Below are 26,768 nucleotides of genomic sequence, written 5' to 3'. Positions count from 1 at the left end.
CCTTATCGGGGGCTGATGAGTCGTCCTTGATGGTCCACCAGCGGGCCGCTGAAATGCGCGCCGCTGGCATCGAGCAACAGGCTGGTGCCGCCGACCTGCAGGACGATGCCTTGGGCGTTGAGGGTCAGGCTGGTGGCGCCGACCTTGACGTCGACTTGTTCGCGGGAGCCGCTGAAGGTGGTGGGGCCATTGACCCAGTTGAAGGTATGGCTGGCATCGTCGTAGTCACTTTGGGTGCCATCTAGATGGCGACGCCGGGTCAGCGTTGCAACACTGGAAACCGGCGGAAAACGATCACTGTTAAGGCCGAACAGAGCCACGGATTGCACGCCGCCCTCCCCGCCGCCGTAGTTGAGCAGCAGGCATTGTTCACCCACCGTGGGGATACGGGTTTCGGTTTGCGCACCGGCGCTGGGGTTGAAAAAGCGGATCGCCGGGGTAAGCAAATCACCATGGCTGACCTTGCAGGTGTTGCTGGCCGCGTCGACCTGTTGGCAAATACCAATCCGACAGAAGCTTTCGGCGCGACGGTAAAGGTCTTCGAGCTGGGTTTCCATCTCTGCCAGGCGTTCGACGATCGGTCCCAATTGCATGCGTAACAGCGCGTCGAACATGGGCTACTCCGCCAGTGGCTTGTATTGGGCCGGGTCGTCGATGTTGGAGACGTCCCAGGTGCAGGCAAACAGCGGTTGGCCTGTGGGGTCGTCGAGTAACACCGGCCCCAGATAGAGGGTTTGCGTGAAGGAAACCGTCCAGGTGTCGTAGTCCGTTTCCACGGAAGTGCGCGCAGCGGGAGCAGCGACGATATTCGCCGGCAAATCGCACTGTGCCTGGGGCAGGTTCCAACGGTTATCCAGCACCAGGTCCATCAGTTGGCTGGCCAGGTCGCAGGCATCGAACGGCAATGCACCGGGGGCGACCATGGCCCTGATTGAAATGCTCAGCACGTGGGCCTTGCGCCCTTCGCGAGAGCGAATGCCCGGGCCATTGCCTTCGACGGTGACCTGCACACCGGTTTTTTCAGCGTCGCCCTGGAAGTCCTGGTGGCTGCCGACCTTGAGGTCCGGGAAGGCTGCATGCAGCGCAGCGCCCACGGCCTGGGGCAGTTGGGATGGCTTTTCGATAAGCGTCATTTTGAGTAGCGTCCTTGCAACAATTACTGCGGGTCCTGGCCGGAGCCTTGGTTGATCCCGATGCGCTTGGCCGCCCACCGCTCATAAAGGCCGATGGCCACGTCGGCACCGGCCATAGCGGTGAGGCAACCAATGGCGCCGGCGGTCCAGATCGACATGCCGGCCGCGTAGCACAGCATCAGCGCCGAAACCCCGCAGACCATGCAGGCCCCGGAGCGCAGCGCCAGACGACGGATCAACGACCAACCACGGGCGCCTTCTTTGTCGGCGCGCCACATTTCTCCCGACACCCCGCCGATCACGGCCAATACGATCACCAGCCAGATAGGCATTTCCGCTAACGCTTGCTGTTCATTTGTCATGTCACGCCTCCTGGCTGAGCAATTAATAATCCATATTTCATTTACACATGCGTCGATAGGTAGGCATTCCAAAAAGCCCGGTTGCCCGGGCTTTTCAGTAATGCTGTCCTCGGACTTTCGGCGCTACTGGCGCGGTACGGTCCTTTCCTCAATGTTTTTCCGACCACGATCCCTGTCTGCCGGATAACTGCTTCTGGTGCTTTACGCTGCACACCCGGGTCAGTTGCCAACCCTCTGAACCGTCAAGGCCGGTTCATCGCTGCCTGTTTTTTTGAAGCGTCGTAACTAAAGAGCGTCGGCATCCTTGCCGGTGTTGCCTGGCATCCCTGCCATCGCTTCGATGGCGTCCTTGCCGATGTTGCGTGCCTTCCTTGTCTTCCTTGGCAGCATCCTTGCCGCCTCCACCTAGCCTTGTTGGCTGGCTTGAGGTGAAGAATATGCATGTATGCATATACAGTCAATGCACAAATGCATTTATTTTTGCTATGGAAATGCACGGGTGCATTTGAAGCCTTGTGGGCCAAGGGTTTGCCGGCTTTCTGCGGGCGAAAAAAAACCCGCTCATGGGCGGGTTTCGTCTTACGCGAGGAGGTTAACGGGCGTACATGCCCCACCAGAAAACATGCCCGAGGATGCTGATCTGCTCATCCTGGATATCCTGGAAACTGTAGTCCTCATCCGGATGCTCATCACGATTGAAACTGCGCAGGCGGATTCCGGAAGGCAGGCGATAGAGCTGTTTAACCCGCAGTTGGCCGTTGTGGTTGATGGCATACAGATCACCATCGACGATATCGCCGATGCCGCTCTTGCCGGCATTCACTCCAACCGTGGCGCCGTCGCGCAGTACCGGCAGCATGCTGTTGCCGCGCACCGTCACGCACTTGGCCTGGTCGAACTGCACACCGTTATGCCGCAGGCTGCGCTTGCCGAACCGCAGGCTGGCCTTCTCGCTTTCCTCGATGACGAATCTTCCTGATCCAGCAGCCAATTCAACCTCGCGCAGAAAGGGGATCGACACCTCGTCATCATTAACGGGGGTGTCGTCGTCCCACAGGCTTATGTCCTTGAGTTCCGAATGCATCGGGTCGCGCCCGTCATCGCGCAATGCCCCCACCGCAGCGCGCCCGCGCAGTTGGTCGGTGCTGACACGAAAGTACTCGGCGATGCGCGAGATGTGTTTGTCCGACGGATCAACGATCTTGCCGCTGAGGATCCGGGACAGGGTGGATTGGGGCACGCCGGTACGCCGGTGAAGCTCCGTGGGGGAGATCCGGTCGCGGTCCAGCAGCTCTCTTAAGACGATAGAAACGTTGCGTTTTTGCATAACGCGGATAGTGACGGGAGTTTTTAAGGTTGGCAAATGCTAATTTGCATATTTATGCATTAAACAGACAATTTTGTTTGCCTCGAAACAAAATACTGTATATGCAAACAGTTGATTACCCACTATTCTTCCGGGCGGTCTGATGTTGAGATGCCACGGATATCAGCGTCCCTTGCTTATCGACAATTCAGGGGCTATGTATAAAACTCGTCAATCACCTAGCCAGCAACGACGGAGGTGCTCATGGCTTATTCAGCGCTAGCTGTTGCTAACGCCTTCATTGAACGCGCGAAGGAAGGCAAGGTTTCGGGCCTGACCCCGATGAAGCTGCAGAAACTGCTGTTTTATACGCAGTCCTGGCACTTGCGCGAACGGGACCAGCCCCTTATGGATGACCACTTCGCCCGCTGGCAATACGGCCCGGTCATTCCGTCGCTTTACCATGAGTTGAAATCCTACGGTAATCGCCCGGTGACATCGCTGCTCAGCAACCTGAAGCCCGACGCCGAAGACATTGTCTTCGTGACACCGAGGGTTCCTGAGAGCGATACCTACACCCACCGCTTGATTGACCGGATCATTAACAAATACGGCAAATGGTCCGGCACCCAACTGTCCAACCTTTCCCACGAGGAGGGCACAGCCTGGGCCCTCAAGGGCGCCGACGGTTCCGCCATTGACTGGGAAGACATGGCAACACTCATTCACCCAAAGAGCCGCATCCGTGAGTGAAGAACTCGACAACCTGGAACTCACCCTGCCCCCCGTGGCAGGGCCGGACCAGGACTCCCAAGCCGGTGGCGAGCAAGCCATAGGCACCGACGATGAAAGAAGCCAGAACCTCAAAGACCAGAAGGCCGAAAGGCAACTGCGCAAGAAATATGCGGGGCGTGCATTTTGGTTCGCTGCCTGCGGGGTGATCTTCTGGGCGGTCTTGCTGGTGTGGAATGGGTGGTCGACGTATTACTCGGGTAAAGCGCCGTTTTCGGACAATGTATTGATTGCCATCACTACGGCGACTTCAATCAATTTGTTTGCGGCGTTCCTTGGTGTGATCAGAGGGTTGTTTCCGGCCAGTGGGCGTAAATCCAAATAATCTGTTCCTTCCCCGATACAACCATCTACTCTTGACCAGCTTGCGTTGGGCTGCGCAGCCATCCCAATTTAATAAGGATTAGATATGCTGCGCAAAAGTCAGATCATCACCATCCCTGCACTGCTCGGAACGATATTTTTGCTCACTGGTTGTCCACCGCCAGCCGAATTCACACAGTGGCAGCGCACGTCCACAACAGTCGATGGCGTAAAGGCTGCTATGGCGGAATGTGGCGACCCTGTAGGCGGTTCACTGACTCGCTACCCCATAAACGAAGAAGTGATCCATTTTCAGTGTATGCAGCGCCTCGGTTTTACCCGTAAAGACGATTTCAAATTCTGTGAAGTCATGAAGGACGTTCCGGCCTGTGTAGAAGAAAGGATAGGTCGCCCACTGAGTCTGTCCGAGCTCGAAGCCCTGCCGTTTGGCGATGATGAAGGTTTTTATCCAATAAAACCTGACTCTGGCCGGTACGAGAGTATGCAGATCACCTGGCGAAAAATGGGTGCATCACCGCACTTCTCGGTGCAACTGGCTAACGATAAGGAAGCGCTGCCGGTCATGTACGCCTGCGGATACCCGAAACCGCTGGGGTCAAACCTGGCCGTCGCCAGCATCGGGCGCACAGCCAAGGCGCAACGCTGCATGATTGATCATGGCTTTGAACCCAAGCATGAAATGACGCTGGTTTGCCTGCCTTATCCACAAGTGACGGGCTGCAAAAACAACGCTGAGGCCCCGATCAGCGCGATAAACCGCTGACTTGGGGGAGTTGACGCATCCTGCCCGGCCGCTCCTTTTACTTCGATGTAGAAACTTCCTTTACGTAATCCTGACAGGCCCGTAAGGCGATCAATCCTTGATCAGCCGAACCTCGCATGGTCGCGGCCCGGCTGCGTTTGTAAGCGACATACGAATCTAGTTGCGGGCCTTGAGCAATTCGTCGGTAGAGCGGTATTCCAATGTGCGGTCGCTGTAGAGCACGGTCTTTTCAGCGCGTGCGATGGAGCTCAATGGCTTCGAGGTGCTCTGGCGTGAAGGGAATTGAACAATGCTTCTAATAATCCGGGGGAATAACAAAGAGTGCTAAGTATCATAAAAAACTGTCATTTCCGACAGTTACAGATTCTATACAAATCATGCCGACTAACACTCACAACAAAAACCACCAATAAAAGATTCCGCAATATGTGAGGAGATTTAAGATGACCTATGTAGTGACTGACAACTGTATAAACTGCAAATATACCGAGTGAGTTATGGTATGCCCGGTAAATTGCTTTCACGAGGGTCAAAATTTTATAGTAATAGATCCTGATGAATGCATTGAGTGCGCTGCGTGCGTACAAGAATGCCCAGCGGGTGCTATTTTCCGCGAAGACGCACTACCTATTGGAATGGAAAATTTCAAAAAACTCAATGCGGAATTAGCTAGGGACTGGCCCAAAATCACCAGAAACAAACCTGCACATGCAGATGTCGATCGATGGGTATATATGGATAACAAACTTCAACATTTAATACGTTGACATAAGGAAATCCACCTTTCGTCTGCTTATCGTCTCTTAAGATCGCCGCTACTGGAGCTACGACGCTGTAAGGGTGAACTTGCGCGTGCAGGCACGTCAACCACAACTGCCTGCACCTGTTGCGACGGACGGTTCAATACTGGCGTAGTTCTTTCGTTATCGTCGACAACGCTCACTCTGACCCGATGACCAAGGAGACGGACCGTTATGCCAGGGCTTCGCATTACTTGCAGGAAATGGTCAAGGCGGTAGTTGATGATGTGGTGAAGGTGTTGGATTCGCCGGTAATACTCAGTAAGCCGCGAAAATAGAAAAGGCGGGTAACCGTTAACCTCTGGCGCCGCCGCCCTTTTAGTGAATGATATCGGGGCGGCACCGCGTTTGCTTTTTACCTACCCGTTTGCGACCTGCGTCCCCCCGGCCTTGCGTGTTAACCTTGCCGCCATCGCAAAAAATGCTGGGCCAAGCGCCCCTTTGCCCCATCACTTTCAACGAATTTGTCTATTACCCAATGAGTAAAAACACTTCAGACCTGTCCTCCCACACCCCGATGATGCAGCAGTACTGGCGCCTGAAAAACCAGCACCCTGATCAGTTGATGTTCTATCGCATGGGCGACTTCTACGAGATCTTCTATGAAGACGCGAAGAAGGCCGCCAAGCTGCTGGACATTACCCTTACCGCGCGCGGGCAGTCGGCGGGGCAGTCGATTCCGATGTGTGGGATTCCTTATCACTCCTTGGAAGGCTACCTGGTCAAGCTGGTCAAGCTGGGCGAGTCGGTGGTGATCTGTGAGCAGATCGGCGATCCGGCCACCAGCAAAGGCCCGGTGGAACGCCAGGTGGTGCGCATTATTACCCCGGGCACGGTGAGTGATGAGGCGTTGCTGGATGAGCGTCGCGACAACCTGATCGCTGCGGTATTGGGTGATGAACGGCTGTTCGGCCTCTCGGTGCTGGATATCACCAGCGGCAATTTCAGCGTGCTGGAGATCAAGGGCTGGGAGAACCTGCTCGCGGAACTTGAACGTATCAATCCGGTGGAGTTGTTGATCCCGGATGATTGGCCCAAGGACTTGCCCGCCGAGAAGCGCCGTGGGACCAAGCGTCGTGCGCCGTGGGATTTCGAGCGTGATTCGGCCCTGAAGAGTCTGTGCCAGCAGTTCTCGGTGCAAGACCTTAAAGGTTTTGGCTGCGAAACCCTGACATTGGCCATCGGCGCCGCCGGTTGCCTGCTCAGCTACGCTAAGGAAACCCAGCGCACCGCCCTGCCGCATTTGCGCAGCCTGCGTCATGAGCGTCTGGACGATACCGTGGTGCTCGATGGCGCCAGCCGTCGCAACCTGGAATTGGACACCAACCTGGCCGGCGGGCGCGATAACACCCTGCAATCGGTGGTCGACCGTTGCCAGACCGCCATGGGCAGCCGCTTGCTGACCCGTTGGCTGAACCGTCCGCTACGGGACTTGACCGTGCTGCAAGCGCGTCAGACGTCTATTACCTGCCTGCTCGACGGCTATCGCTTTGAAAAGCTGCAGCCGCAACTGAAAGAAATCGGCGATATCGAACGTATCCTGGCGCGGATCGGCCTGCGCAATGCGCGACCCCGCGATTTGGCGCGCCTGCGTGATGCCTTGAGCGCCCTGCCGCAGTTGCAAGTGGCGATGACCGAACTGGACACGCCGCATCTGCAACAGCTGGCGGTGACTGCCGGCACTTACCCGGATCTCGCGGCACTGCTGGAAAAAGCCATCATCGACAACCCACCCGCGATCATCCGTGATGGCGGCGTGTTGAAAACCGGCTACGACAGTGAGCTGGATGAGCTGCAATCCCTGAGCGAAAACGCCGGGCAGTTCCTGATTGATCTGGAAGCCCGCGAAAAAGCCCGCACCGGCCTGGCGAACCTTAAGGTCGGTTACAACCGGGTGCACGGCTACTTCATCGAGCTGCCGAGCAAGCAAGCCGAGTCGGCGCCTATCGACTATCAACGACGCCAGACCCTCAAGGGCGCCGAGCGTTTTATCACCCCTGAGCTCAAAGAGTTCGAGGACAAGGCGCTGTCGGCCAAAAGCCGCGCCCTGGCCCGGGAAAAGATGCTCTACGAAGCCTTGCTCGAGGACCTGATCAGCCGCCTGGCTCCATTGCAGGACACCGCCGCCGCTCTGGCGGAGCTGGATGTACTGAGCAACCTCGCCGAACGAGCGCTGAACCTTGACCTGAACTGTCCACGGTTTGTCAGCGAGCCATGCATGCGCATTGTGCAAGGCCGACACCCAGTGGTGGAGCAGGTATTGACCACGCCGTTCGTCGCCAACGACCTGTCTCTGGACGACGATACCCGCATGCTGGTGATCACCGGTCCGAACATGGGCGGTAAATCCACCTACATGCGCCAGACCGCCTTGATCGTGTTGTTGGCGCATATCGGCAGCTTTGTGCCGGCGGCCAGCTGCGAGCTGTCCCTGGTGGACCGCATCTTCACGCGGATCGGTTCCAGCGATGACCTGGCCGGCGGCCGTTCGACCTTCATGGTGGAAATGAGCGAGACCGCCAACATCCTGCACAACGCAACCGAACGTAGCCTGGTGCTGATGGATGAAGTGGGCCGCGGCACCAGCACCTTCGACGGCCTGTCCCTGGCCTGGGCGGCGGCCGAGCGCCTGGCGCATTTGCGCGCCTATACGCTGTTTGCCACCCACTACTTCGAACTGACGGTGTTGCCGGAAAGCGAACCGCTGGTGGCCAACGTGCATCTCAATGCCACTGAGCACAATGAGCGCATCGTGTTCCTGCATCATGTGCTGCCGGGGCCAGCCAGCCAGAGTTACGGCCTGGCCGTGGCGCAGCTGGCCGGTGTGCCGAACGACGTGATCATCCGCGCCCGTGAGCACCTCAGCCGCCTGGAAACCACGGCCCTGCCCCATGAAACGGTGGTCGCCAGCCCGGCCAAGGCCAGCAAGAAACCCGCCGCGCCGCACCAGAGCGATCTGTTCGCCAGCCTGCCCCATCCGGTACTGGATGAGTTGTCCAAGCTTGACCTGGATGACTTGACACCGCGTAAAGCGCTCGAAATGTTATATGCACTGAAGACTCGGATATAACGCAGACGCTTGCAAGCTGGTAGACTCTCGCGCGGTTTGGGATGCTGTGGGCTTTTAGCCTGGCCTGCAGACTATCGCTCCCAAACCTCGCGAGCCCCGCCGGAAGGGGTTTCGCTGCCGCCGCCTGAGGAGAAAATTAGAAATGACCTTCGTCGTCACCGACAACTGCATCAAGTGCAAGTACACCGACTGCGTAGAAGTGTGTCCGGTGGACTGCTTCTACGAAGGCCCGAATTTCCTGGTTATCCACCCGGATGAGTGCATTGACTGCGCCCTGTGTGAGCCGGAATGCCCGGCCGTTGCGATTTTCTCCGAGGACGAAGTCCCGGCGCAGATGCAGGAGTTTATTCAGTTGAACGTCGAGCTGGCGGAAATCTGGCCGAATATCACTGAGAAGAAAGATCCGCTGCCCGATGCCGCGGAATGGGATGGCAAGACAGGTAAGATTGCAGACCTCGAACGCTGATAGCGTCGCCGCCCTCCAAAAGGCCCCTTGCGGGCCTTTTTGCGTTTCTGAAGGACGTGTTTTACTTTTCTGCAGGCGAAAAAAGGGGCGGTATGACCCGCCCACATTTTTTCCCTAGTCCCTTTATTCCTTTTCATCGTCCTGATGAATCGCATCCTGCGACGTTCCTTCAAACCATCGTTCCTTGATGGCTGTGTCAATCCGTGGACACAGGACTGATCTTAGAGGGTTCAATGAGAAGTTCAACGGGATCCAACGTGCGAACTGACACGCGCCCACATCAAAATTAAGATAAATAATTGTTATATTTCAATTAGATAGAAAAAACTCGCACGTATTTGAGACGTACACACCCAGCAAAAAAACCAAACACTTACGAGAAAGTAAGCGAATGCTTACACGCCCAATTGGGTAATGCGCGAAGTCGCGTGCTTGACCTGTGAGCGGGCCAAAAAAAGCCCCGACAATGTCGAGGCTTTTGTCCGTCGACTGGATCAGTCGTCGCTGACCGTAATGGTTGGCATCGCCGGGGCAGCCGCTTCTTGTAGGACAATGCGCGCGCCTACATGACGGGCCAGTTCCTGGTAGATCATCGCGACCTGCCCATCGGGCTCGGCCGCTACCGTGGGTTTACCACCATCGGCCTGTTCGCGGATAGCCATCGACAGCGGCAACGATGCGAGCAGTTCGACGCCGTATTGAGTCGCAAGCTTCTCGCCACCGCCCTCACCAAATAGATGCTCGGCATGCCCACAGTTGGAGCAGATGTGTACCGCCATGTTTTCCACGACGCCCAGCACCGGAATATTGACTTTGCGGAACATCTCCACGCCTTTTCTGGCGTCCAGCAGCGCCAGGTCCTGAGGGGTGGTAACGATCACCGCCCCCGCCACCGGGACTTTCTGCGCCAGGGTGAGCTGGATGTCGCCAGTGCCTGGCGGCATGTCGATCACCAGGTAGTCGAGGTCGCCCCAGGCCGTCTGCGTGACCAGTTGCAGCAACGCACCGGAGACCATCGGCCCCCGCCAGACCATGGGTGTGTTGTCATCGGTGAGGAAGGCCATGGACATCACTTCCACGCCCAGCGACTCGATGGGCACGAACCATTTCTGGTCCTTGACCTTCGGCCGCGTGCCTTCGGCGATACCGAACATCACGCCCTGGCTCGGCCCGTAGATATCGGCGTCGAGAATACCCACCCGTGCACCTTCCCGGGCCAGGGCCAGGGCCAAGTTGGCAGCAGTGGTGGATTTACCCACGCCGCCCTTGCCGGAGGCCACCGCCACCACATTCTTAACATTGGCCAAGCCAGGGATCTGCGCCTGAGCCTTGTGCGGTGCGATTACACATCTGATGTCGACCTTGGCCGAACCCACGCCGTCCAGGCCCGCGATACCCATTTGCAGCATCTGCGCCCAACCGCTTTTGAACAGGCCGGCGGCGTAGCCCAGCTCCAGTTGGACCGACACCTGGTCACCCTGGACCTCGATGGCACGTACGCAACCGGCACTGACCGGGTCCAGGTTCAAATAAGGGTCGGTGTACTGGCGAAGAACGGCTTCCACCGCTGCGCGATTGACGGCGCTCATGGGCTACTCCCGAAAAAAGACTGACTGAAACAGGCGGCTATCCTAACCGTTCCGGCCGCCGAACGGCATGCTTTCTAAGCGGCCGAAAATTCTGAAACAGCCTCACGGGGTGAAATAAATTTCCCGGCGCTTTATAGTGGCCGACCTCCGTTTCATCAAGTAGCCGAGCCCCATGTCCGAGCCACGCAAGATCCTCGTCACCAGCGCCCTGCCCTATGCCAATGGTTCCATCCATCTTGGCCATATGCTTGAGTACATCCAGACCGATATGTGGGTGCGCTTCCAGAAGCATCGCGGCAATCAATGCATTTATGTCTGCGCGGACGACGCCCACGGTTCGGCCATCATGTTGCGCGCCGAAAAGGAAGGCATCACCCCGGAACAACTGATCGCCAACGTGCAGGCTGAACACAGCGCCGACTTTGCCGAGTTCCTGGTGGACTTCGACAACTTCCACTCGACCCATTCCGAAGAAAACCGTGAGCTGTCGAGCCAGATCTACAAGCGCCTGCGTGACGCCGGGCACATTGCCACGCGCTCGATCACCCAGTATTTCGACCCGGACAAGAAAATGTTCCTGGCCGACCGCTTCATCAAGGGCACCTGCCCGAAATGCGGCACCGAAGATCAGTATGGCGACAACTGCGAGAAGTGCGGTGCCACCTACGCGCCGACTGACCTGAAGAATCCGAAATCGGCCATTTCCGGTGCCACCCCGGTGCTCAAGGATTCCCAGCACTTCTTCTTCAAGCTCCCGGACTTCCAGCAGATGCTGCAAACCTGGACCCGCAGCGGCACGCTGCAGGACGCGGTGGCCAACAAGATCGCCGAGTGGCTGGATGCTGGCCTGCAACAGTGGGACATCTCCCGCGATGCGCCTTACTTCGGTTTCGAGATCCCGGACGAGCCGGGCAAATACTTCTATGTGTGGCTGGATGCGCCGATCGGCTACATGGCCAGCTTCAAGAACCTGTGCGACCGCACGCCGGAGCTGGACTTCGACGCGTTCTGGGCCAAGGACTCCACCGCCGAGCTGTACCACTTCATCGGCAAGGACATCGTCAACTTCCACGCGCTGTTCTGGCCGGCGATGCTCGAAGGCTCGGGCTACCGCAAGCCAACCGGCATCGCAGTGCACGGCTACCTCACGGTCAACGGCCAGAAGATGTCCAAGTCTCGCGGCACCTTCATCAAGGCGCGCACCTACCTGGATCACCTGTCGCCGGAATACCTGCGCTATTACTACGCCTCCAAGCTGGGCCGTGGTGTCGACGACCTGGACCTGAACCTGGAAGATTTCGTACAGAAGGTCAACTCGGACCTGGTCGGCAAAGTCGTCAACATTGCCAGCCGTTGCGCCGGGTTTATCCACAAGGGCAACGCCGGAGTAATGGTGGCGGAAAACGCCGCGCCGGAACTGACTGAAGCCTTCCTGGCGGCCGCACCAAGCATTGCCGAGGCCTATGAAGCCCGTGACTTTGCCCGCGCCATGCGCGAGATCATGGGCCTGGCCGACCGTGCCAACGCCTGGATCGCCGACAAAGCGCCCTGGTCGCTGAACAAGCAGGAAGGCAAGGAAGCTGAAGTCCAGGCGATCTGCGCCACTGGCGTCAACCTGTTCCGCCAGCTGGTGATCTTCCTCAAACCGGTGCTGCCATTATTGGCCGCCGACGCCGAGGCGTTCCTCAATGTGGCTCCCTTGACCTGGGCCGACCATGCCACGTTGCTCAGCAACCATCAGTTGAACGCGTTCAAGCCGCTGATGACCCGTATCGACCCGGTGAAAGTCCAAGCCATGACCGACGCTTCGAAAGAAGACCTGATTGCCAGCCAGACCGATACCGGGCAATCCTCACCTGCGGGCAATGGCGAGCTGGCCAAGGACCCGATTTCCCCGGAAATCGATTTCGACGCCTTTGCCGCCGTGGACCTGCGCGTAGCGTTGATTATCAAGGCCGAAGCCGTGGAAGGTGCCGACAAGTTGCTGCGCCTGACGCTGGACATCGGTGACGAACAGCGCAACGTGTTCTCCGGGATCAAGAGCGCTTATCCGGACCCGTCAAAGCTCGATGGTCGCCTGACCATGATGATTGCCAACCTCAAGCCACGGAAAATGAAGTTTGGCATTTCCGAAGGCATGGTGATGGCGGCAGGCCCCGGCGGAGAGGAAATCTACCTGCTGAGCCCGGACAGTGGCGCCAAGCCGGGTCAACGTATCAAGTAAATCCTGTAAAACGCCCCGCCGTTTCAGCGACGGGGCTTTTCAGCTTGCCCACCTCAAAGGGCCGGGCGTCAACGCTATGATCAAAGCATGAACCTCATTCAACGTATCGACGCGCTGCTACCGCAGACTCAATGCGGCAAGTGCGGGCACCCGGGTTGCAAGCCTTACGCAGAAGGCATCGCTGAAGGCGAGGCAATCAACAAGTGTCCCCCGGGCGGACAGGAGACTATCGCAGGTCTCGCCCACTTGTTAAGGGTGCCGGTACTGGAACTGGATACAAGCCGCGGGGAAGCCCCGGCCCAGATCGCCTATATCCGCGAAGCCGAATGCATCGGTTGCACCAAGTGCATCCAGGCTTGCCCGGTGGATGCCATCGTTGGTGCCGCCAAATTGATGCATACCGTAATTATCGACGAGTGCACCGGTTGCGACCTGTGTGTGGCCCCCTGCCCTGTGGACTGTATCGAAATGCGCCCAGGGTTCGGCGTCATGCCAATAGTGGGTGGCCTGGCGGCCAACGATCTCGAGCACCATGAGCGTGACCTCAAGCGTGATCGGGCACGCAGGCGCTATGAACAACGCAAAGCGCGCCTGCACCGGGAAGAAGAACACAAGCTCGCTGAACGCCTGGCACGGGCCAAGCGCACGGCGCCGATGGACGCAATACCTGTAGATAACCCTCAGGTTGTTCAGGATGCGGCAATCAAGAAAGCCAGGATCACCGTCGCGATGAGCCGAGCCCAGCTGTACAAATCCTTAAAGGCGTTTGGCCATCCACCGACTTTTGAGCAGCAGTCGCAACTGATCGTCCTGCAACGGCACTTCGAAGCCGCGGAGCGGGCACTGACTGTGCTTGAGGTGAACAGCCCGCCAGCGACTGCAATACCCAAGGATCCAGCGCTCAAGCGTGCCAAGATCCAACTGGCCACGCGTCGCGCTGAATTGAAAAAGGCGCAGGAGCAGCGTGCTGACACTCTGCAACTGGCCACATTGAATGCCGCGCTGACCGCCGCCGAGCACCGTCTGCATGAGGCCGAAGCCGCCTCCGAGCAACCGCGGCCGTCTTTGCAGCGTGTAGAAAAACGCCCTATCGACAGCCAACTGCGCCAGTTGAAAACCGCGTTGGCCTACGCTCGCGCAGATGTCAGCAGGTTACAACGCCAACCGGCCCCATGTGTAGATGAATTGGACGCCGCACGGCGTAGACTGGACGAGGCAGAGCGGCAGCTGCAAGCCCATAGACCAAGCTCAGAATGAGCCAGGGGCGGTTGCTAGTCGACATGGCCGCCGTCACATTGATACCTGCCAGGTTTAGGCCTGGGCTTTTTAAATGACGTAGACCACCCGCAAGGAATCGCTCTGCCCATGAATGCCGCAAAACGCCTGGAAATTTTCCGCAGGTTTCACGAAGACAATCCGGAACCCAAAACCGAGCTGGCCTACTCCTCGCCGTTCGAATTACTGATTGCGGTGATCCTGTCGGCCCAGTCCACGGACGTTGGCGTCAACAAGGCGACGGCCAGGTTGTACCCGGTAGCGAATACCCCCGCGGCGATTTATGCCCTCGGCGTGGAAGGCTTGTCCGAATACATCAAGACCATCGGCCTGTACAACAGCAAAGCCAAGAACGTGATCGAAACATGCCGCCTGCTGTTGGAGTTTCACGGTGGCGAGGTACCCCAAACGCGGGAAGCTCTTGAGGCATTGCCGGGCGTAGGGCGTAAGACGGCTAATGTCGTGCTCAATACGGCATTCCGGCAACTGACCATGGCGGTGGACACGCACATTTTCCGCGTCAGTAACCGAACCGGTATTGCACGCGGGAAGAATGTGGTCGAGGTGGAAAAGCAACTGATGAAGTTCGTACCCAAGCCGTATCTACTCGACTCCCACCACTGGCTGATCCTGCACGGGCGCTACGTTTGCCAGGCGCGCAAGCCACGCTGCGGCAGCTGTCGTATCGAAGATCTGTGTGAATACAAGGACAAGACGTCCGACGATTGAGCAATCATTAGGTTTCTTGATCAGTCGATTGAAAAAATCTTTTTTACCCACCCGCCGATTATCGCTATAAGGAGCCCCAATGGCAGTCTTAGCCTGGAGTTAACCTTATGAGCACTGGCAAAGAACAACTTGAAGTGGACGACGACCTCGTTGAGTCGGACGACGACGTGGGAGAGGCACCTGTGGCAGAGGTGGCCAAGACCAATTTGAGCAAACGCCGCACTATCGACAATCTTCTGGAAGAGCGACGCTTGCAAAAACAGCTGGCCGATTACGACTTCGATTTCTGATCGAGGCGTCAACGACCGGAAGCCTCCCTGACGGAGGCTTTTTTCTGCCGGTTACACGGGTGTATGAGCGGTGCAATGCCCTCCTAGACCAGTCCGTTGCGCTGGGCCAGTTCGATCAGGTCCACCAGGGAGCGGGCATTGAGCTTGAGTAGTAGGCGAGTCTTATAGGTACTGACGGTTTTGTTGCTGAGGAACATGCCGTCGGCAATCTCCTTGTTGGTTTTGCCACGGGCCAATTGTTGCAGCACCATCATCTCTCGACCTGACAGGCGTTCGACCATATCGGCTTCACTGGCGTTGCCCATGGTTGAGCGCACCGAGTTCAGCGCCTGGTTCGGGAAGTAGCTGTAGCCGGAAAGCACCGCCTTGATGGCGCTCAACAGCTCTGTCAGATCCTGCTGCTTGCACACATAGCCCGCCGCCCCCGCCTGCATGCAGCGCATGGAAAAATGGCCGGGAGCCTGTGACGTCAGCACCAGCACCTTGAACGATACGGCCTGCTTGGTTGAAGCCAGCCGGCAAATTACTTCCAGGCCATCGAGCTTGGGAATTCCTATATCCAGTATGACAATGTCCGGCATATGTTCCCGTGCAAGTTGCAATGCATCGACACCGTTATCAGTCTCGGCAACGACCTCATAACCATGTTACGGTGCTTGCTAATGGTTAGGAGCGATGACAAGGTACTCCTGCTGCTTGCCGGACAACCCGGATCCGAGGGAGCCGCTTAGCTGGTCACCCGAGCAGTTGGTCACCTGACATAAATAGTGCGAGGCGAAGGGGAGTGGAATTAGTTTGGGCAACAGAACAATTTGTAATCGGTGGGCAATCCTACCCAGGCTTTCCGATACTACTGAACGACAACATGGAAAGCTTAATTCCAGCTAATGAGTTCTTTCGTTCATATCTGCTCAGAGGTGCAATTGGGTCGAATCGCTCTTGGCCATGCGTAGGGCGGGCGCTATATGACTTCCTTAGTTTTCTACAAGCTCATGAACTTGACTGGAAAGATGTTGATCGCGGAGAAGCAAAGACCCTAATTGCAGCTTACCGAGATTATTCGAAAGCTGAGTGCGGGCTAGCCATTGCAACGATCAGACAGCGCATACATTATATTTGCCAGTTCTATGCGTATGCATTATCGCGAGGGTGGGTTAACCGCCTACCATTTACAGTTGAAGATCGTCGCAGTAACCGTGCTAAAGGATTTCTGGCTCATGTGGATGCTAGCAGCGGATCAGTTAGCGCAAACGACTTGATGCCAAAAAAACAACAACATTTGCCAAAGTTCCTAAATCTGAGCCAAATAAAATTATTGCTAGGCGTTATCAAGAACCATCATCATAAGATACTCATTCGGCTTGCATTAAAAACCGGGCTCCGCAGAGAAGAACTGGCTACCTTCCCTTTGGCTTACGTTTTTGATCCTAAAGCCAAAGGGATTACTGAAAGGAATGTCAAGATAACCCTCAATCCATATGACGGCACGGGCATGCGAACAAAGGGACAAAAAGTTCGTGATATTTATGTGAGTAGCGAGTTCTGGCAGGAAATCGCAAATTATGTTCGTCTCTATCGCGGGGAGAGAAGTTCATTAACAGGAAACGAGGCGAAAACGTTATTTGTAAATCAGATGGGCCAACACTACAGCGGCGATGGCAAAGGCATTGAGCGCATTGTGCGCGACTGGGGTAAGAAAGCTAATCTTAAAGCACATCCTCATATGCTTCGGCATACATATGCTACTCATACCCTCGCAATGCTGCAGCGAAGCAAAGGGGACGTCGACCCTTTAGTGTTCTTACAGCGCCAACTAGGACATAGCTCCATCGAAACAACATCTATCTATTTACATTTGGTTAACGAGATTGCTGATGAGGCCGTCTTGGATTACGACCGAGAATTGAACGACAGCATCGAGTTTCCCTGATGGCCAAGAAAAAGCTTTTCGTTCTTACTGATATTAGTATCCCACAGATAGAGCTAAAATCCGGGCATGGCGGAGAACGGGATTCTCAGAAAGATTTCGTTATGCCGGATATTCTCACTGTAAACTTCGGCGTAAACACATCAAAGTATCGTAAATTTGATTTTTCAACTTGGTATGGTGTGGGCATCGATCAAATTACCTATGCGTGCCAAATCCAAGTCGAACGCTTCGTGAAGGGGCAGGATGCTCAAATCGAAGCCATCACAGCAGCGCTATACTGCCACTCCGGCTTGCGAAACTTTCTGAAATATCTCACTCTAAGAGTGACGGCTCTTGAGCGCGACCTAACTCTCAGCGATATTAACCGAGAGACAATTGATGACTTCTTGTCCCATATTGCGAGACCTGGATCAAGCATTGGAACCCAAAAGAATATCTGGGGAGCAACCAAAAGTGTCCTTTTCGCCTTGGGCCGGAGAGGAGTGCTCCAGCTTATAGAATCTGGAGATCTTGCAACCTTTCCCAAAAACCCATTCCCTAATAGCAACAAGCTGAAGAAATCCTCCACAGGACTTTCCAAGGCTGAACGCACCCGGTTCGCCAATTCAATTAAACAAGCAGTGATGCCTATTTGGCAGGAGGGTGTAGCACTTACAAGCCACCTTCTGTCGTGCGCGTTGATTGTTATTGCTCTTCACACGGGTAGAAACTCTACACCATTACTTGAAATGACGCGAAGCTGTTTGCGCAGTCATCCGAAAGAAAATTGTGTTTTTTTAGTTCTATGGAAGCGACGCGGGAATAACACCAGTAAAGTAGCTCTCCGTTCTAGTCGCACAGATGAGTCCCAACTGGAATCTACACCTACCATCACAGCCAGCATCGAACGCTTAATCCGTCGCATTATAGCTCTAACCGAGCCACTGCTTGTTGGCGCTTCTAGTAATCTGCGCGAGCGTGTGTGGATCCATCCTGCACGTGCCGCGTCTAGAACCGGGGAGACCATTGAATTAACACAACAATGCATTGACAAGGCATTTCGTAAAATCGTGGATGACAATGGAATTGTCGGTGACGATGGAAATCCTTTGCGCGTTAACATATCCAGACTGAGAAAAACTTTCGGCAATAGAATTTTTGAAATCTCGAACGGAGACGTCGCAGTCACTGCTGCAGCTTTAGGGAACACAATTGCCGTTGCTGACAGGCACTATCTCAAGCCTGACGATAAATCAAAAAGGAATTGGAGATTCCTGGGAGAAGTGCTAGTCCAAGAGCTTCTCACGAACACAATCGGGGCTACGTACAAGGACACACCGCTAGGAAAATGCAGTGACATCGTGAATGGTCAGTATGCCCCCAAGGCCGCAGGAGCCATGTGCATGAGCTTCTTAAACTGCCTGAGGTGCAGGCATTACGCTGTTACCGAGGACGACCTATACAAGCTCTTCAGCTTCTACTTCCGTATCTTCGAGGAGCGCTCCCGCATCGAGAAGCGACAGTGGGGTAAACAGTACGCCCACATCCCCAGGCTCATAGATGACTACATAATCGCAGAGGGTCTGAGGCGGGGGATTTTCAAGACTTCTGCTGTAGATAAGGCGCGGGAAAAGGCCCGCATATCACCTCATCCTTTTTGGTCGGTCGACCTGATTGCCAACTTAGAGATCGTGGCATGAGTACGAACAATGCACACGAAAATCCTTTAGGTCTATTAGGGTCTGAGGAAATCCCAGTCATCTCGGCTGTCGGCGAGAACTCAATAATATCCACTACCGTTGTGGATGGGATGGGGGTAATTACATCTCGCTATGCTGATCCGATATGGTATCTGGATGGTATTCCCAGTAACAAATCACAAGCGCTTCGTCGTATAGATTTCCGCACCATGCCAGAGCCGATGCAGAGCGTGGTGAAAGAAGTTATGCATCGCTACATGAAAAGAGGACGTGCTGGTCTTCCACGACCTAAAGGTGGCTCAGTCAGGAGCCTTTTTGATCGTTCAAAGCGCTTTTTTGAATATCTGCATGCTCTAGGGATGAACGACTTAACCAAAGTAACACCAATAGTTATTTCTAACTATATTGCTAACGTTCGCTCACACCGCACAGCGAGGGGAACACCGTTCACACCGGGATCACTATTTCAGATATTCGTCTCGGTTGAAGCTGTGTATGAGTTAAGCCAGTTTACTTCCTCTCCAATGCCCCAGCATCCATGGCCGGAAACCTCCGCCTCTTCGATGTCTGGATTCACTGGAGATGGCTCTCGTCATCGCGTCGGTGGAACAACTCCAATTATTCCTGACGATGTTTTTTGTCGAGTTTTTGAGAGAGCTCATAGCATGGTTGAGCAGGGTCGAAGAATTCTGGATCTACGTGACATCCGTGACGGTAAAACGATTTCTGTATCAAGTAACGCACCGAACCATTCGAAAGCTAAGGTAGCAAGATTGCGAGCGGCGGGTTGGAATCATAGTCAGGTTGAGTTAAACAGAAGAATCAACGAGCTCCGGACTGCTTGTTATATTGTGGTAGCGTCGACCTCGGGATGCCGCAACCATGAGCTGGCCAATCTTCAATCTGGCGCTTGTCACCGCACGCGCTCTAATGATGGAGATATTTATCACTGGATGCGCTCAAAATCCGAGAAAACTAGTGCGGGCATTATTGAATGGATGATTCCTGACATAGCAGTCAGCGCACTGAGAATCATGGAGCGCTGGGCTACTCCATACCAAGCAGCTATTGCTAAAGAAATATCGAAACGAAGAACGTCTAACCCTCTCGATCCGGCGATCACCGAGGCGATCAAGCACAGATACTCTCTCTTTCTAGGAAACTACTTCAAAAAAGACGAAGTTAGAACGCTTTCGCTGAGAACGTGGAACTCTGAATTAAAAAGATTTGCAAAAGATTCAGGCACTAACTGGAACTTGACATCTCACCAATTTAGACGAAAATTTGCAAACTACGCAGCTCATAGCAAATTCGGCGACTTGCGCTATCTTCGGGATCATTTCGCGCATTGGAGCATGGACATGACTATAGGCTATGCAATGGATGAGAACTGGGGAGCCCACTTAGACTTAGATCTCTATACGGAGATTGAAAGGGAGTATGGCATTACCAAAGATCATACTGTTAACACATGGACTCAAGAAGACAATCTCAGCGGTGGGTACGGCCAAGCGTTCAAAAAATGGCAGCGGGATCCAGAAAATCTAATTATTTTTAAATCTCACAAAGCCATGATTGCATCTATCTCTGAGAGCACCTCAATTAGGAGCAATGGACACGCTTGGTGCACGGCGGACAACGACAGCTGCATAGGGAATAGTTTGGAAAAAACGAGGTGCGGTAACTGTGACCATTCCGTTATCGGCCGCGAATTTTCGCCAATTTATGAAAGCCTTCATTCAAATTTGGAAGAGCTTCTTGACCTACCCGATATTGGAGAAGTTGGCCGGGCCAGAGTCGCTAGAGATCTTGCCCGGTGCCAGAATGTTCTTTCTCAGCTCGAGTATGAACCCCAGGAGAACCTCCAGTGACGACCTCTCGTAAGCCATCAGATGCTCGTGAGAAAGAGCTTAAATTAGCGATGCTGAGAATTCAGAAAGGCCGCTCAAAGCTGGGAGAGAAAAAGCTCACAATCGCTTCAGTGGCTCGCGAGGCAGGGGTATCTACTGCGTTGATTCACAACCACTACCCTCGAATCGCCGAAGATATCCGAGACGCACAGGGGCGGTCCAGTAGAGCGCAAAGAGATGATAAACACCATGAACTTATAACCGAGCGCAGCAGGAACAAAGAACTCCGTAAAGAACTAGATGAACTTCGCCTTAAGGTTGCAAAATTGGCATCTTTAAATGAAGTACTGCTTGATGAGAACCGAACTATCAAAGCTAAGGAACACAGAAGCGTAACGTCAATTGGTCGCTTGCCTTGAACAGACGATCGCTCATTTCCCTGCTCAACCTTATGATGCGGGCAGCTGTAAGTCGAAAAAGGTTAGAAGTACCAAGCCCCTTATTTCTGGGGCCCAAAGCTCTTGTAACTGTTAGGAACGCACCATAAGTCATGACGCTCCATTAGCATGCGCACAGCAAGACGAATGACGGGATGATCATCCACGATCAGCACTTTATTCATGAGAAAGTCCAATTTCGCTGTTCGAATTATTTAGAGCAAGCACAATAGCCTAGTCGATTACTAGTTGGCATAGCATTCACCCCCGAGCAACAGTAGGCAGAGACCCAACCCACAAGAAGATAGGAATTAGCCTACAAAAAATCGCCAACTTAGAGGTGTGTGGCTTTATGCTTCCTTTCAGAACTTTCTCGGCACATACATATTTTGAGTGAAATATCCTTGCCATAAGCCACAAAAGGTAAACGCACCGCACATGACTTTCAGGAAATGCCCCTTGTTTCTGACGAAGGCGCATGCAAAGTGACGAGCACATTCTATCTACGTTAGTTCCATTTAACATATTTACACACACTCAAAATTCCTACAGAAAATTCAACAATTAACGTACCACCAACACATACATGAGTGAATTTTCTGTCAGAAATAGTTCCTCTTCAGATGTAAAAAATCATTCACCCCAAAAAATAAAAAGACAACAACCGAAATCATCCTTGCAAGTTGCGGAAAAACTTACAAAGCCTAAACGCCAATAAACATCAACACCTACTTTAACGCTCGCCTACCAATATCCAGGCAAAAAAATGGCCCCTTGAACAAGGGGCCATCTTCACAACGCGTCTAACAATCAGAACAACGAGCGGCCCTTGTTGGCAGCAATACGCATGCGCAGTGCGTTCAACTTGATAAAGCCGGCCGCATCTGCCTGGTTGTAAGCCCCGCCGTCTTCTTCGAAGGTGGCGATGTTGGAGTCGAACAGAGACTCATCGGACTTGCGGCCCGTAACAATCACATTGCCCTTGTACAGCTTCAGGCGTACGACGCCATTCACGTGAGCCTGGGAAGCGTCGATCATCTGTTGCAGCATCAGACGCTCAGGGCTCCACCAGTAGCCGGTGTAGATCAGGCTGGCGTACTTAGGCATCAGTTCGTCTTTGAGGTGGGCCACTTCACGGTCCAGGGTGATGGACTCGATAGCGCGGTGGGCGCGCAGCATGATGGTGCCGCCTGGGGTTTCGTAGCAGCCACGGGACTTCATGCCGACGTAGCGGTTCTCAACGATGTCCAGGCGCCCGATGCCGTGCTGGCCGCCGATCCGGTTCAAGGTTGCCAGTACGGTGGCCGGGGTCATTTCAACGCCGTCCAGCGCCACGATATCGCCGTTACGGTAGGTCAGTTCCAGGTACTGCGGCTTGTCAGGAGCGTTCTCCGGGGAGACGGTCCATTTCCACATATCTTCTTCATGCTCGGTCCAGGTGTCTTCCAGCACACCACCTTCATAAGAGATGTGCAGCAGGTTGGCATCCATCGAGTAAGGTGATTTCCTCTTACCGTGGTGCTCAATCTGGATGCCGTGCTTTTCAGCGTAATCCATCAGCTTTTCACGGGACAGCAGGTCCCATTCACGCCAAGGCGCAATCACTTTGACCCCTGGTTTGAGTGCGTAGGCACCCAGCTCGAAACGTACCTGGTCGTTGCCCTTGCCGGTGGCGCCATGGGAAATGGCGTCGGCGCCGGTTTCGTTGGCGATTTCGATCAGGCGCTTGGCGATCAGCGGGCGTGCGATGGAGGTACCCAGCAGGTACTCGCCTTCATAGACAGTGTTGGCGCGAAACATCGGGAAGACGAAATCGCGGACGAACTCTTCGCGCAGGTCGTCAATGTAGATCTCTTTCACGCCCATGGCTTGCGCCTTGGCACGTGCAGGTTCGACCTCTTCGCCCTGACCCAGGTCAGCGGTGAAGGTCACCACTTCACAGTTATAAGTATCCTGCAGCCACTTGAGGATCACCGAAGTGTCCAGGCCGCCGGAATACGCGAGAACGACCTTGTTTACGTCGGCCATGCCATCACTCCACGGGGTTGTACGGAAAGGCGACGATTCTACCGATCAAAACCGTGAAATTACAGGGGCGCGACAGCAAATGAAGATAAAGCGACAGATTATGTCGAGTGGGCGACCGATGGTCGCACTTTATGATGTGGCTGCAGGGTTGCCCGGCGCTGTGGCCTGGGGTGCCGGTTTCTCGGGGGCCGCTACCCGCTCCAGCTGGATATTCACCCGACGGTTGCGGGCGCGGTTGGCCGCATTGGTGTTGGGCGCCAAAGGATAGCTTTCGCCATGGAACCGCAGGGTGATCTGCGATTCCGGGATGCCGTTGGCCTTGAAGTAGTCCATCACCGCCAGGGCGCGTCGGCGCGAGACATCGCGATTGGTCAGTCGGTTGCCACTGTTATCCGAATGGCCGTTCAACTCGACGTGATTGACCGTGGGGTCGGCTTTCATGAATGCAAGAATCACCGACAGCTTCTTTTTTGCAGCCGCGTCCAGTTCGATGCCGCCACCGGGGAAGCCGACTTCAGTCTGTTTGACCTGGTCATAATTCATTGGCAGCAGCTTGGTGGTGCACAACTGATAGTCGTTGTAGGCCTTGTTGAACTTCACCGGCAGCAGGCGAATTTCCGAGTAGCCACCCTCACGTCCGTAATGCCGCACGGTCGGGCTACGCCCCTCGAGCAAGCCGGTGAACAGACGCCCGGCCTGGGCTTGGGAGCTGTTGAACAATACGTCACCACTGCCGACCCGTACGGCACCGAGGTTGATATCCCCGCGGCCCGGCTGCCAGGGCGCAGCAGCAGCCAACAAAGTCGCAGAGCCTGCGCCGAACGAGCCGTTATAGGCCTTCAAGCGAAACGTCGCCTGCTCACCGGCGCGACGCACGAATTCGCCGGAGCCGAAATCAGTGATCGGCTGGGTCAGGCGGCACTCGAACTGGTCACCCTCTACCTTCCACTCAATATTCTCCAGGCGGGTCTGGAACGTGAGGGCCATCGCAGGCAGGCTGGCGAACACACTGAGCAGGGCTAGATAATGCTGGCGCACGGGAGGCTCCACTGGTTTCTACAACACTTCAAAGCGTCATACATCGTTAAGGCATACCCGGGGATATCGGTCGCATCCGGCAAAACTTGATAGCGAGTGCCTGCAAGAGTCTTTTCCGGTAGCATTCCCACCAGATTGACCCGCCTGGAATCCCCAATGTCCGACCGCCTGACCCTGCTGCGTCCCGACGACTGGCATATTCATCTTCGCGATGGTGCTGCGTTACCCCAAACCGTGGCCGATGTGGCGCGCACGTTTGGCCGTGCCATCATCATGCCTAACCTGGTACCTCCGGTACGCAATGCCGCAGAAGCCGACGCCTATCGCCAGCGCATCCTCGCTGCACGACCGGCCGGCAGCCGCTTTGAACCGTTGATGGTGCTCTACCTGACCGACCGCACCCAGCCTGACGAAATTCGTCAGGCCAAGGCCAGCGGCTTCGTACACGCCGCCAAGCTGTATCCGGCGGGCGCGACTACCAACTCCGACTCCGGCGTGACCAGTATCGACAAGATCATGCCAGCCATTGAAGCCATGGCCGACGTCGGCATGCCATTGTTGATCCACGGGGAAGTCACCCGTGGCGATGTGGATGTGTTCGATCGCGAGAAAATCTTCATCGACGAGCACATGCGTCGTCTGGTCGAGCTTTTCCCGACGCTCAAGGTAGTGTTCGAACACATCACCACCGCCGACGCCGTGCAGTTCGTCACCGAGGCCTCGGCCAACGTTGGCGCGACCATCACTGCCCATCACCTGCTCTACAACCGCAACCACATGCTGGTGGGCGGGATTCGGCCGCATTTCTATTGCCTGCCGATTCTCAAGCGCAATACCCACCAAGTGGCTTTGCTGGATGCCGCCACCAGCGGTAGCCCCAAGTTCTTCCTGGGCACCGACTCCGCCCCCCACGCGCAGCACGCCAAGGAAGCCGCGTGCGGGTGCGCCGGTTGCTACACCGCGTTTGCCGCCATCGAGTTGTATGCCGAGGCGTTCGAACAACGTAATGCCCTGGATAAGCTCGAAGGTTTCGCCAGCCTCAACGGTCCGCGTTTCTACGGCCTGCCGGCAAATACCGACCGCATCACCCTGGTTCGTGAAGACTGGACCGCCCCTGCCAGCCTGCCATTCGGCGAGCTGACCGTTATCCCGCTGCGCGCCGGTGAAACACTGCGCTGGCGCCTGCTGGAGGAAAACAAGTGAGTGAAGACCATTACGACGACGAACAAGAGCACAGTGGCGGGGGTTCCCGTCACCCGATGGCCGAGCGGTTTCGCGGCTATCTGCCGGTTGTCATCGACGTAGAAACCGGTGGTTTCAATTGCGCGACCGACGCCTTGTTGGAAATCGCCGCTACCACTATCGGCATGGATGAACACGGTTTTGTGTTCCCGGAACACACCCACTTCTTCCGCGTCGAGCCATTCGAAGGCGCCAATATCGAAGCGGCAGCCCTGGAGTTTACCGGCATCAAGCTCGACCACCCGCTGCGCATGGCGGTGAGCGAAGAAGCGGCGCTGACTGATATCTTCCGTGGCGTGCGCAAAGCGTTGAAGGCCAATGGCTGCAAACGCGCGATCCTGGTGGGCCACAACAGCAGTTTCGACCTGGGCTTTCTGAATGCGGCCGTGGCGCGGCTGGACATGAAGCGCAATCCATTTCACCCGTTCTCCAGCTTCGATACCGCCACCCTTGCCGGTCTGGCGTATGGCCAGACCGTGTTGGCCAAAGCCTGTCAGGCCGCCGGTATCGACTTCGACGGCCGCGAGGCTCACTCGGCCCGCTACGATACCGAGAAGACTGCCGAGCTGTTCTGCGGCATCGTCAATCGCTGGAAGCAGATGGGCGGCTGGGAAGACTTCAGCGATTGAAGTTGAACCCTGCACATAAAAAAACCGGCCCTCTCAGGCCGGTTTTTTTTGTACCGTGAAACGGGCGCTTACAACTTGCCGGCGTTCTCGGTCAGGTAAGCAGCAACACCTTCTGGCGAGGCGTTCATGCCCTTGTCGCCTTTTTTCCAGTTGGCTGGGCAGACTTCGCCGTGCTCTTCGTGGAATTGCAGGGCGTCGACCAAGCGAATCAGCTCTTCCATGTTACGACCCAGCGGCAGGTCGTTGATGATCTGCGAGCGCACTACGCCCTTGTCGTCAATCAGGAACGCACCACGGAAGGCCACGCCGCCTTCGGACTCAACGTCGTAGGCCTTGGCGATGTCGTGCTTCATATCGGCAGCCATGGTGTATTTGACTTTGCCAATGCCACCATCATTGATGGCAGTGTTGCGCCAGGCGTTGTGAGTGAAGTGGGAGTCGATCGAAACAGCCACCACTTCTACGTTGCGCGCCTTGAAATCGTCCATGCGGTGATCCAGGGCGATCAGCTCTGAAGGGCAGACGAAAGTGAAGTCCAGCGGGTAGAAAAACACCAGGCCGTATTTGCCTTTGATGGCTTCAGACAGTTTGAAGCTGTCAACGATTTCGCCATTGCCGAGGACGGCGGGGACGTCGAAATCCGGGGCTTGTTTACCGACGAGTACGCTCATTGGATATCTCCTGATGTAGGGGTGACGATTGAAGCAAAAGGACCGGTCGAGTCTGCCTGTAGAATCCGACAGAAACATGACGCAATCACGCTTCGTGAAGACCGACCATCATACACTGAAAAAACCGTTCGTCAGCGCATG

The 26,768-nt window shown here is 55.3% G+C and carries 24 protein-coding genes and 3 pseudogenes; 17 read left to right on the top strand and 10 right to left on the bottom strand.

The annotated features are described in order from the left end of the window. Nucleotides 1-2 precede the first annotated feature (2 nt). From KVH01_RS01850 to KVH01_RS01835, 4 genes are all read right to left on the bottom strand, one after another. A complete protein-coding gene (locus KVH01_RS01850) occupies nt 3-614 on the bottom strand; it encodes a phage baseplate assembly protein V (protein WP_217880251.1) in 612 nt (203 codons plus the stop codon). A 3-nt stretch (nt 615-617) separates the two neighbouring features. Next, nucleotides 618-1,133 (bottom strand): hypothetical protein, encoded by a 516-nt coding sequence (locus KVH01_RS01845; protein WP_217880250.1) that lies wholly within the window; start codon nt 1,131-1,133, stop codon nt 618-620. A gap of 23 nt (nt 1,134-1,156) precedes the next feature. Next, a complete protein-coding gene (locus KVH01_RS01840) occupies nt 1,157-1,495 on the bottom strand; it encodes a phage holin family protein (protein WP_043048845.1) in 339 nt (112 codons plus the stop codon). A gap of 592 nt (nt 1,496-2,087) precedes the next feature. Beyond that, nucleotides 2,088-2,831 (bottom strand): LexA family transcriptional regulator, encoded by a 744-nt coding sequence (locus KVH01_RS01835; protein WP_177327421.1) that lies wholly within the window; start codon nt 2,829-2,831, stop codon nt 2,088-2,090. A 234-nt stretch (nt 2,832-3,065) separates the two neighbouring features. Between KVH01_RS01835 and KVH01_RS01830 the strand changes: the two genes are divergently transcribed. The 7 genes and pseudogenes from KVH01_RS01830 to fdxA all read left to right on the top strand — a co-directional run bounded on the left by KVH01_RS01830 (nt 3,066) and on the right by fdxA (nt 9,016). Further along, nucleotides 3,066-3,554 (top strand): Panacea domain-containing protein, encoded by a 489-nt coding sequence (locus KVH01_RS01830; protein ID WP_043048841.1) that lies wholly within the window; start codon nt 3,066-3,068, stop codon nt 3,552-3,554. Next, nucleotides 3,547-3,918 carry a hypothetical protein gene (locus KVH01_RS01825; protein WP_217880249.1) on the top strand — a complete coding sequence of 124 codons (372 nt, stop codon included), beginning with the start codon at nt 3,547-3,549 and terminating at the stop codon, nt 3,916-3,918. Before KVH01_RS01830 ends, KVH01_RS01825 begins: the two co-directional genes overlap by 8 nt. A gap of 84 nt (nt 3,919-4,002) precedes the next feature. Continuing rightward, entirely contained in the window at nt 4,003-4,680 is a 678-nt protein-coding gene (locus KVH01_RS01820) for a hypothetical protein (protein ID WP_217880248.1), read from the top strand. Between the two features lie 497 nt (nt 4,681-5,177). Continuing rightward, nucleotides 5,178-5,447: a ferredoxin family protein gene (locus KVH01_RS01815; RefSeq protein WP_225923992.1), complete on the top strand. Its 270-nt coding sequence runs from the start codon at nt 5,178-5,180 to the stop codon at nt 5,445-5,447. 185 nt (nt 5,448-5,632) lie between these two features. After that, nucleotides 5,633-5,758 (top strand): annotated as a pseudogene (locus tag KVH01_RS01810) (DUF3077 domain-containing protein); the annotation flags it as partial. A 200-nt stretch (nt 5,759-5,958) separates the two neighbouring features. Then, nucleotides 5,959-8,550, top strand: a complete 2,592-nt coding sequence (gene mutS / locus KVH01_RS01805; protein WP_043048909.1) for a DNA mismatch repair protein MutS — start codon at nt 5,959-5,961, stop codon at nt 8,548-8,550. Nucleotides 8,551-8,692: 142 nt separating this feature from the next. Next, nucleotides 8,693-9,016, top strand: a complete 324-nt coding sequence (gene fdxA / locus KVH01_RS01800; RefSeq protein WP_217880247.1) for a ferredoxin FdxA — start codon at nt 8,693-8,695, stop codon at nt 9,014-9,016. A 494-nt stretch (nt 9,017-9,510) separates the two neighbouring features. On the opposite strand, the gene apbC is transcribed toward fdxA, so the two are convergent. Continuing rightward, complete coding sequence (apbC, locus tag KVH01_RS01795) at nt 9,511-10,605, bottom strand: iron-sulfur cluster carrier protein ApbC (protein ID WP_217880246.1); 1,095 nt, start codon at nt 10,603-10,605, stop codon at nt 9,511-9,513. 172 nt (nt 10,606-10,777) lie between these two features. Here apbC and metG point away from each other — a divergent pair, with 172 nt between their 5' ends. The 4 genes from metG to KVH01_RS01775 all read left to right on the top strand — a co-directional run bounded on the left by metG (nt 10,778) and on the right by KVH01_RS01775 (nt 15,123). Next, the gene (gene metG / locus KVH01_RS01790) at nt 10,778-12,829 is read left to right on the top strand and encodes a methionine--tRNA ligase (RefSeq protein ID WP_124411635.1); all 2,052 of its coding nucleotides are present in this window, start codon (nt 10,778-10,780) and stop codon (nt 12,827-12,829) included. Nucleotides 12,830-12,916: 87 nt separating this feature from the next. Then, nucleotides 12,917-14,086 carry an electron transport complex subunit RsxB gene (rsxB, locus tag KVH01_RS01785; protein ID WP_217880245.1) on the top strand — a complete coding sequence of 390 codons (1,170 nt, stop codon included), beginning with the start codon at nt 12,917-12,919 and terminating at the stop codon, nt 14,084-14,086. A gap of 108 nt (nt 14,087-14,194) precedes the next feature. Beyond that, nucleotides 14,195-14,833: an endonuclease III gene (gene nth, locus KVH01_RS01780; RefSeq protein WP_217880244.1), complete on the top strand. Its 639-nt coding sequence runs from the start codon at nt 14,195-14,197 to the stop codon at nt 14,831-14,833. A gap of 107 nt (nt 14,834-14,940) precedes the next feature. Continuing rightward, nucleotides 14,941-15,123: a PA3496 family putative envelope integrity protein gene (locus KVH01_RS01775; protein ID WP_043048831.1), complete on the top strand. Its 183-nt coding sequence runs from the start codon at nt 14,941-14,943 to the stop codon at nt 15,121-15,123. Nucleotides 15,124-15,206: 83 nt separating this feature from the next. Here the strand turns inward: KVH01_RS01775 and KVH01_RS01770 are convergent. Continuing rightward, a pseudogene (locus KVH01_RS01770) lies at nt 15,207-15,770 on the bottom strand (LuxR C-terminal-related transcriptional regulator); the annotation flags it as partial. A 137-nt stretch (nt 15,771-15,907) separates the two neighbouring features. Here KVH01_RS01770 and KVH01_RS01765 point away from each other — a divergent pair. Genes KVH01_RS01765 through KVH01_RS01750 form a run of 4 tightly spaced genes read left to right on the top strand, consistent with a single transcriptional unit; the run spans nt 15,908 to nt 21,001 of the window. Then, nucleotides 15,908-17,053, top strand: a complete 1,146-nt coding sequence (locus KVH01_RS01765) for a tyrosine-type recombinase/integrase (RefSeq protein WP_217880243.1) — start codon at nt 15,908-15,910, stop codon at nt 17,051-17,053. Beyond that, on the top strand, nt 17,053-18,732 hold the full coding sequence (locus KVH01_RS01760) for a hypothetical protein (RefSeq protein ID WP_217880242.1): 1,680 nt from the start codon (nt 17,053-17,055) through the stop codon (nt 18,730-18,732). Before KVH01_RS01765 ends, KVH01_RS01760 begins: the two co-directional genes overlap by 1 nt. Further along, on the top strand, nt 18,729-20,603 hold the full coding sequence (locus KVH01_RS01755) for a site-specific integrase (RefSeq protein ID WP_217880241.1): 1,875 nt from the start codon (nt 18,729-18,731) through the stop codon (nt 20,601-20,603). Before KVH01_RS01760 ends, KVH01_RS01755 begins: the two co-directional genes overlap by 4 nt. Nucleotides 20,604-20,653: 50 nt before the next feature. Continuing rightward, a complete protein-coding gene (locus KVH01_RS01750) occupies nt 20,654-21,001 on the top strand; it encodes a TetR family transcriptional regulator (RefSeq protein WP_225924031.1) in 348 nt (115 codons plus the stop codon). A gap of 131 nt (nt 21,002-21,132) precedes the next feature. On the opposite strand, the pseudogene KVH01_RS01745 reads toward KVH01_RS01750, so the two are convergent. The 3 genes and pseudogenes from KVH01_RS01745 to KVH01_RS01735 form a co-directional block, all read right to left on the bottom strand. Continuing rightward, a pseudogene (locus KVH01_RS01745) lies at nt 21,133-21,204 on the bottom strand (DNA-binding response regulator); the annotation flags it as partial. A gap of 625 nt (nt 21,205-21,829) precedes the next feature. Then, nucleotides 21,830-23,047, bottom strand: a complete 1,218-nt coding sequence (locus tag KVH01_RS01740) for an argininosuccinate synthase (protein ID WP_217880239.1) — start codon at nt 23,045-23,047, stop codon at nt 21,830-21,832. 129 nt (nt 23,048-23,176) lie between these two features. Continuing rightward, nucleotides 23,177-24,085: a flagellar protein MotY gene (locus KVH01_RS01735; protein WP_124399538.1), complete on the bottom strand. Its 909-nt coding sequence runs from the start codon at nt 24,083-24,085 to the stop codon at nt 23,177-23,179. A 156-nt stretch (nt 24,086-24,241) separates the two neighbouring features. Between KVH01_RS01735 and pyrC the strand changes: the two genes are divergently transcribed. Further along, nucleotides 24,242-25,288, top strand: a complete 1,047-nt coding sequence (pyrC, locus tag KVH01_RS01730) for a dihydroorotase (RefSeq protein ID WP_217880238.1) — start codon at nt 24,242-24,244, stop codon at nt 25,286-25,288. Then, nucleotides 25,285-25,956: a ribonuclease T gene (gene rnt, locus KVH01_RS01725; protein ID WP_046071155.1), complete on the top strand. Its 672-nt coding sequence runs from the start codon at nt 25,285-25,287 to the stop codon at nt 25,954-25,956. Before pyrC ends, rnt begins: the two co-directional genes overlap by 4 nt. Nucleotides 25,957-26,024: 68 nt before the next feature. On the opposite strand, the gene KVH01_RS01720 is transcribed toward rnt, so the two are convergent. Then, nucleotides 26,025-26,627 carry a peroxiredoxin gene (locus tag KVH01_RS01720; RefSeq protein ID WP_003172097.1) on the bottom strand — a complete coding sequence of 201 codons (603 nt, stop codon included), beginning with the start codon at nt 26,625-26,627 and terminating at the stop codon, nt 26,025-26,027. Between the last annotated feature and the right edge of the window lie 141 nt (nt 26,628-26,768).

This window comes from Pseudomonas khavaziana (genome assembly GCF_019145205.1).
In the GTDB taxonomy this organism is placed as follows: Bacteria; Pseudomonadota; Gammaproteobacteria; order Pseudomonadales; family Pseudomonadaceae; genus Aquipseudomonas; species Aquipseudomonas khavaziana.
Note: the sequence above shows the minus strand (reverse complement) of the source record. Positions and strands in the feature narration are given on the sequence as shown.

Coding starts and splice junctions, on each gene's coding strand:
- rsxB (WP_217880245.1), top strand. CDS start 12,917: ATGAACCTCATTCAACGTATCGACGCGCTGCTACCGCAGACTCAATGC.
- KVH01_RS01820 (WP_217880248.1), top strand. CDS start 4,003: ATGCTGCGCAAAAGTCAGATCATCACCATCCCTGCACTGCTCGGAACG.
- metG (WP_124411635.1), top strand. CDS start 10,778: ATGTCCGAGCCACGCAAGATCCTCGTCACCAGCGCCCTGCCCTATGCC.
- KVH01_RS01755 (WP_217880241.1), top strand. CDS start 18,729: ATGAGTACGAACAATGCACACGAAAATCCTTTAGGTCTATTAGGGTCT.
- KVH01_RS01760 (WP_217880242.1), top strand. CDS start 17,053: ATGGCCAAGAAAAAGCTTTTCGTTCTTACTGATATTAGTATCCCACAG.
- KVH01_RS01840 (WP_043048845.1), bottom strand. CDS start 1,495: ATGACAAATGAACAGCAAGCGTTAGCGGAAATGCCTATCTGGCTGGTG.
- mutS (WP_043048909.1), top strand. CDS start 5,959: ATGAGTAAAAACACTTCAGACCTGTCCTCCCACACCCCGATGATGCAG.
- KVH01_RS01815 (WP_225923992.1), top strand. CDS start 5,178: ATGGTATGCCCGGTAAATTGCTTTCACGAGGGTCAAAATTTTATAGTA.
- fdxA (WP_217880247.1), top strand. CDS start 8,693: ATGACCTTCGTCGTCACCGACAACTGCATCAAGTGCAAGTACACCGAC.
- apbC (WP_217880246.1), bottom strand. CDS start 10,605: ATGAGCGCCGTCAATCGCGCAGCGGTGGAAGCCGTTCTTCGCCAGTAC.
- KVH01_RS01830 (WP_043048841.1), top strand. CDS start 3,066: ATGGCTTATTCAGCGCTAGCTGTTGCTAACGCCTTCATTGAACGCGCG.
- KVH01_RS01750 (WP_225924031.1), top strand. CDS start 20,654: ATGCTGAGAATTCAGAAAGGCCGCTCAAAGCTGGGAGAGAAAAAGCTC.
- KVH01_RS01850 (WP_217880251.1), bottom strand. CDS start 614: ATGTTCGACGCGCTGTTACGCATGCAATTGGGACCGATCGTCGAACGC.
- pyrC (WP_217880238.1), top strand. CDS start 24,242: ATGTCCGACCGCCTGACCCTGCTGCGTCCCGACGACTGGCATATTCAT.
- KVH01_RS01740 (WP_217880239.1), bottom strand. CDS start 23,047: ATGGCCGACGTAAACAAGGTCGTTCTCGCGTATTCCGGCGGCCTGGAC.
- KVH01_RS01845 (WP_217880250.1), bottom strand. CDS start 1,133: ATGACGCTTATCGAAAAGCCATCCCAACTGCCCCAGGCCGTGGGCGCT.
- nth (WP_217880244.1), top strand. CDS start 14,195: ATGAATGCCGCAAAACGCCTGGAAATTTTCCGCAGGTTTCACGAAGAC.
- KVH01_RS01775 (WP_043048831.1), top strand. CDS start 14,941: ATGAGCACTGGCAAAGAACAACTTGAAGTGGACGACGACCTCGTTGAG.
- KVH01_RS01720 (WP_003172097.1), bottom strand. CDS start 26,627: ATGAGCGTACTCGTCGGTAAACAAGCCCCGGATTTCGACGTCCCCGCC.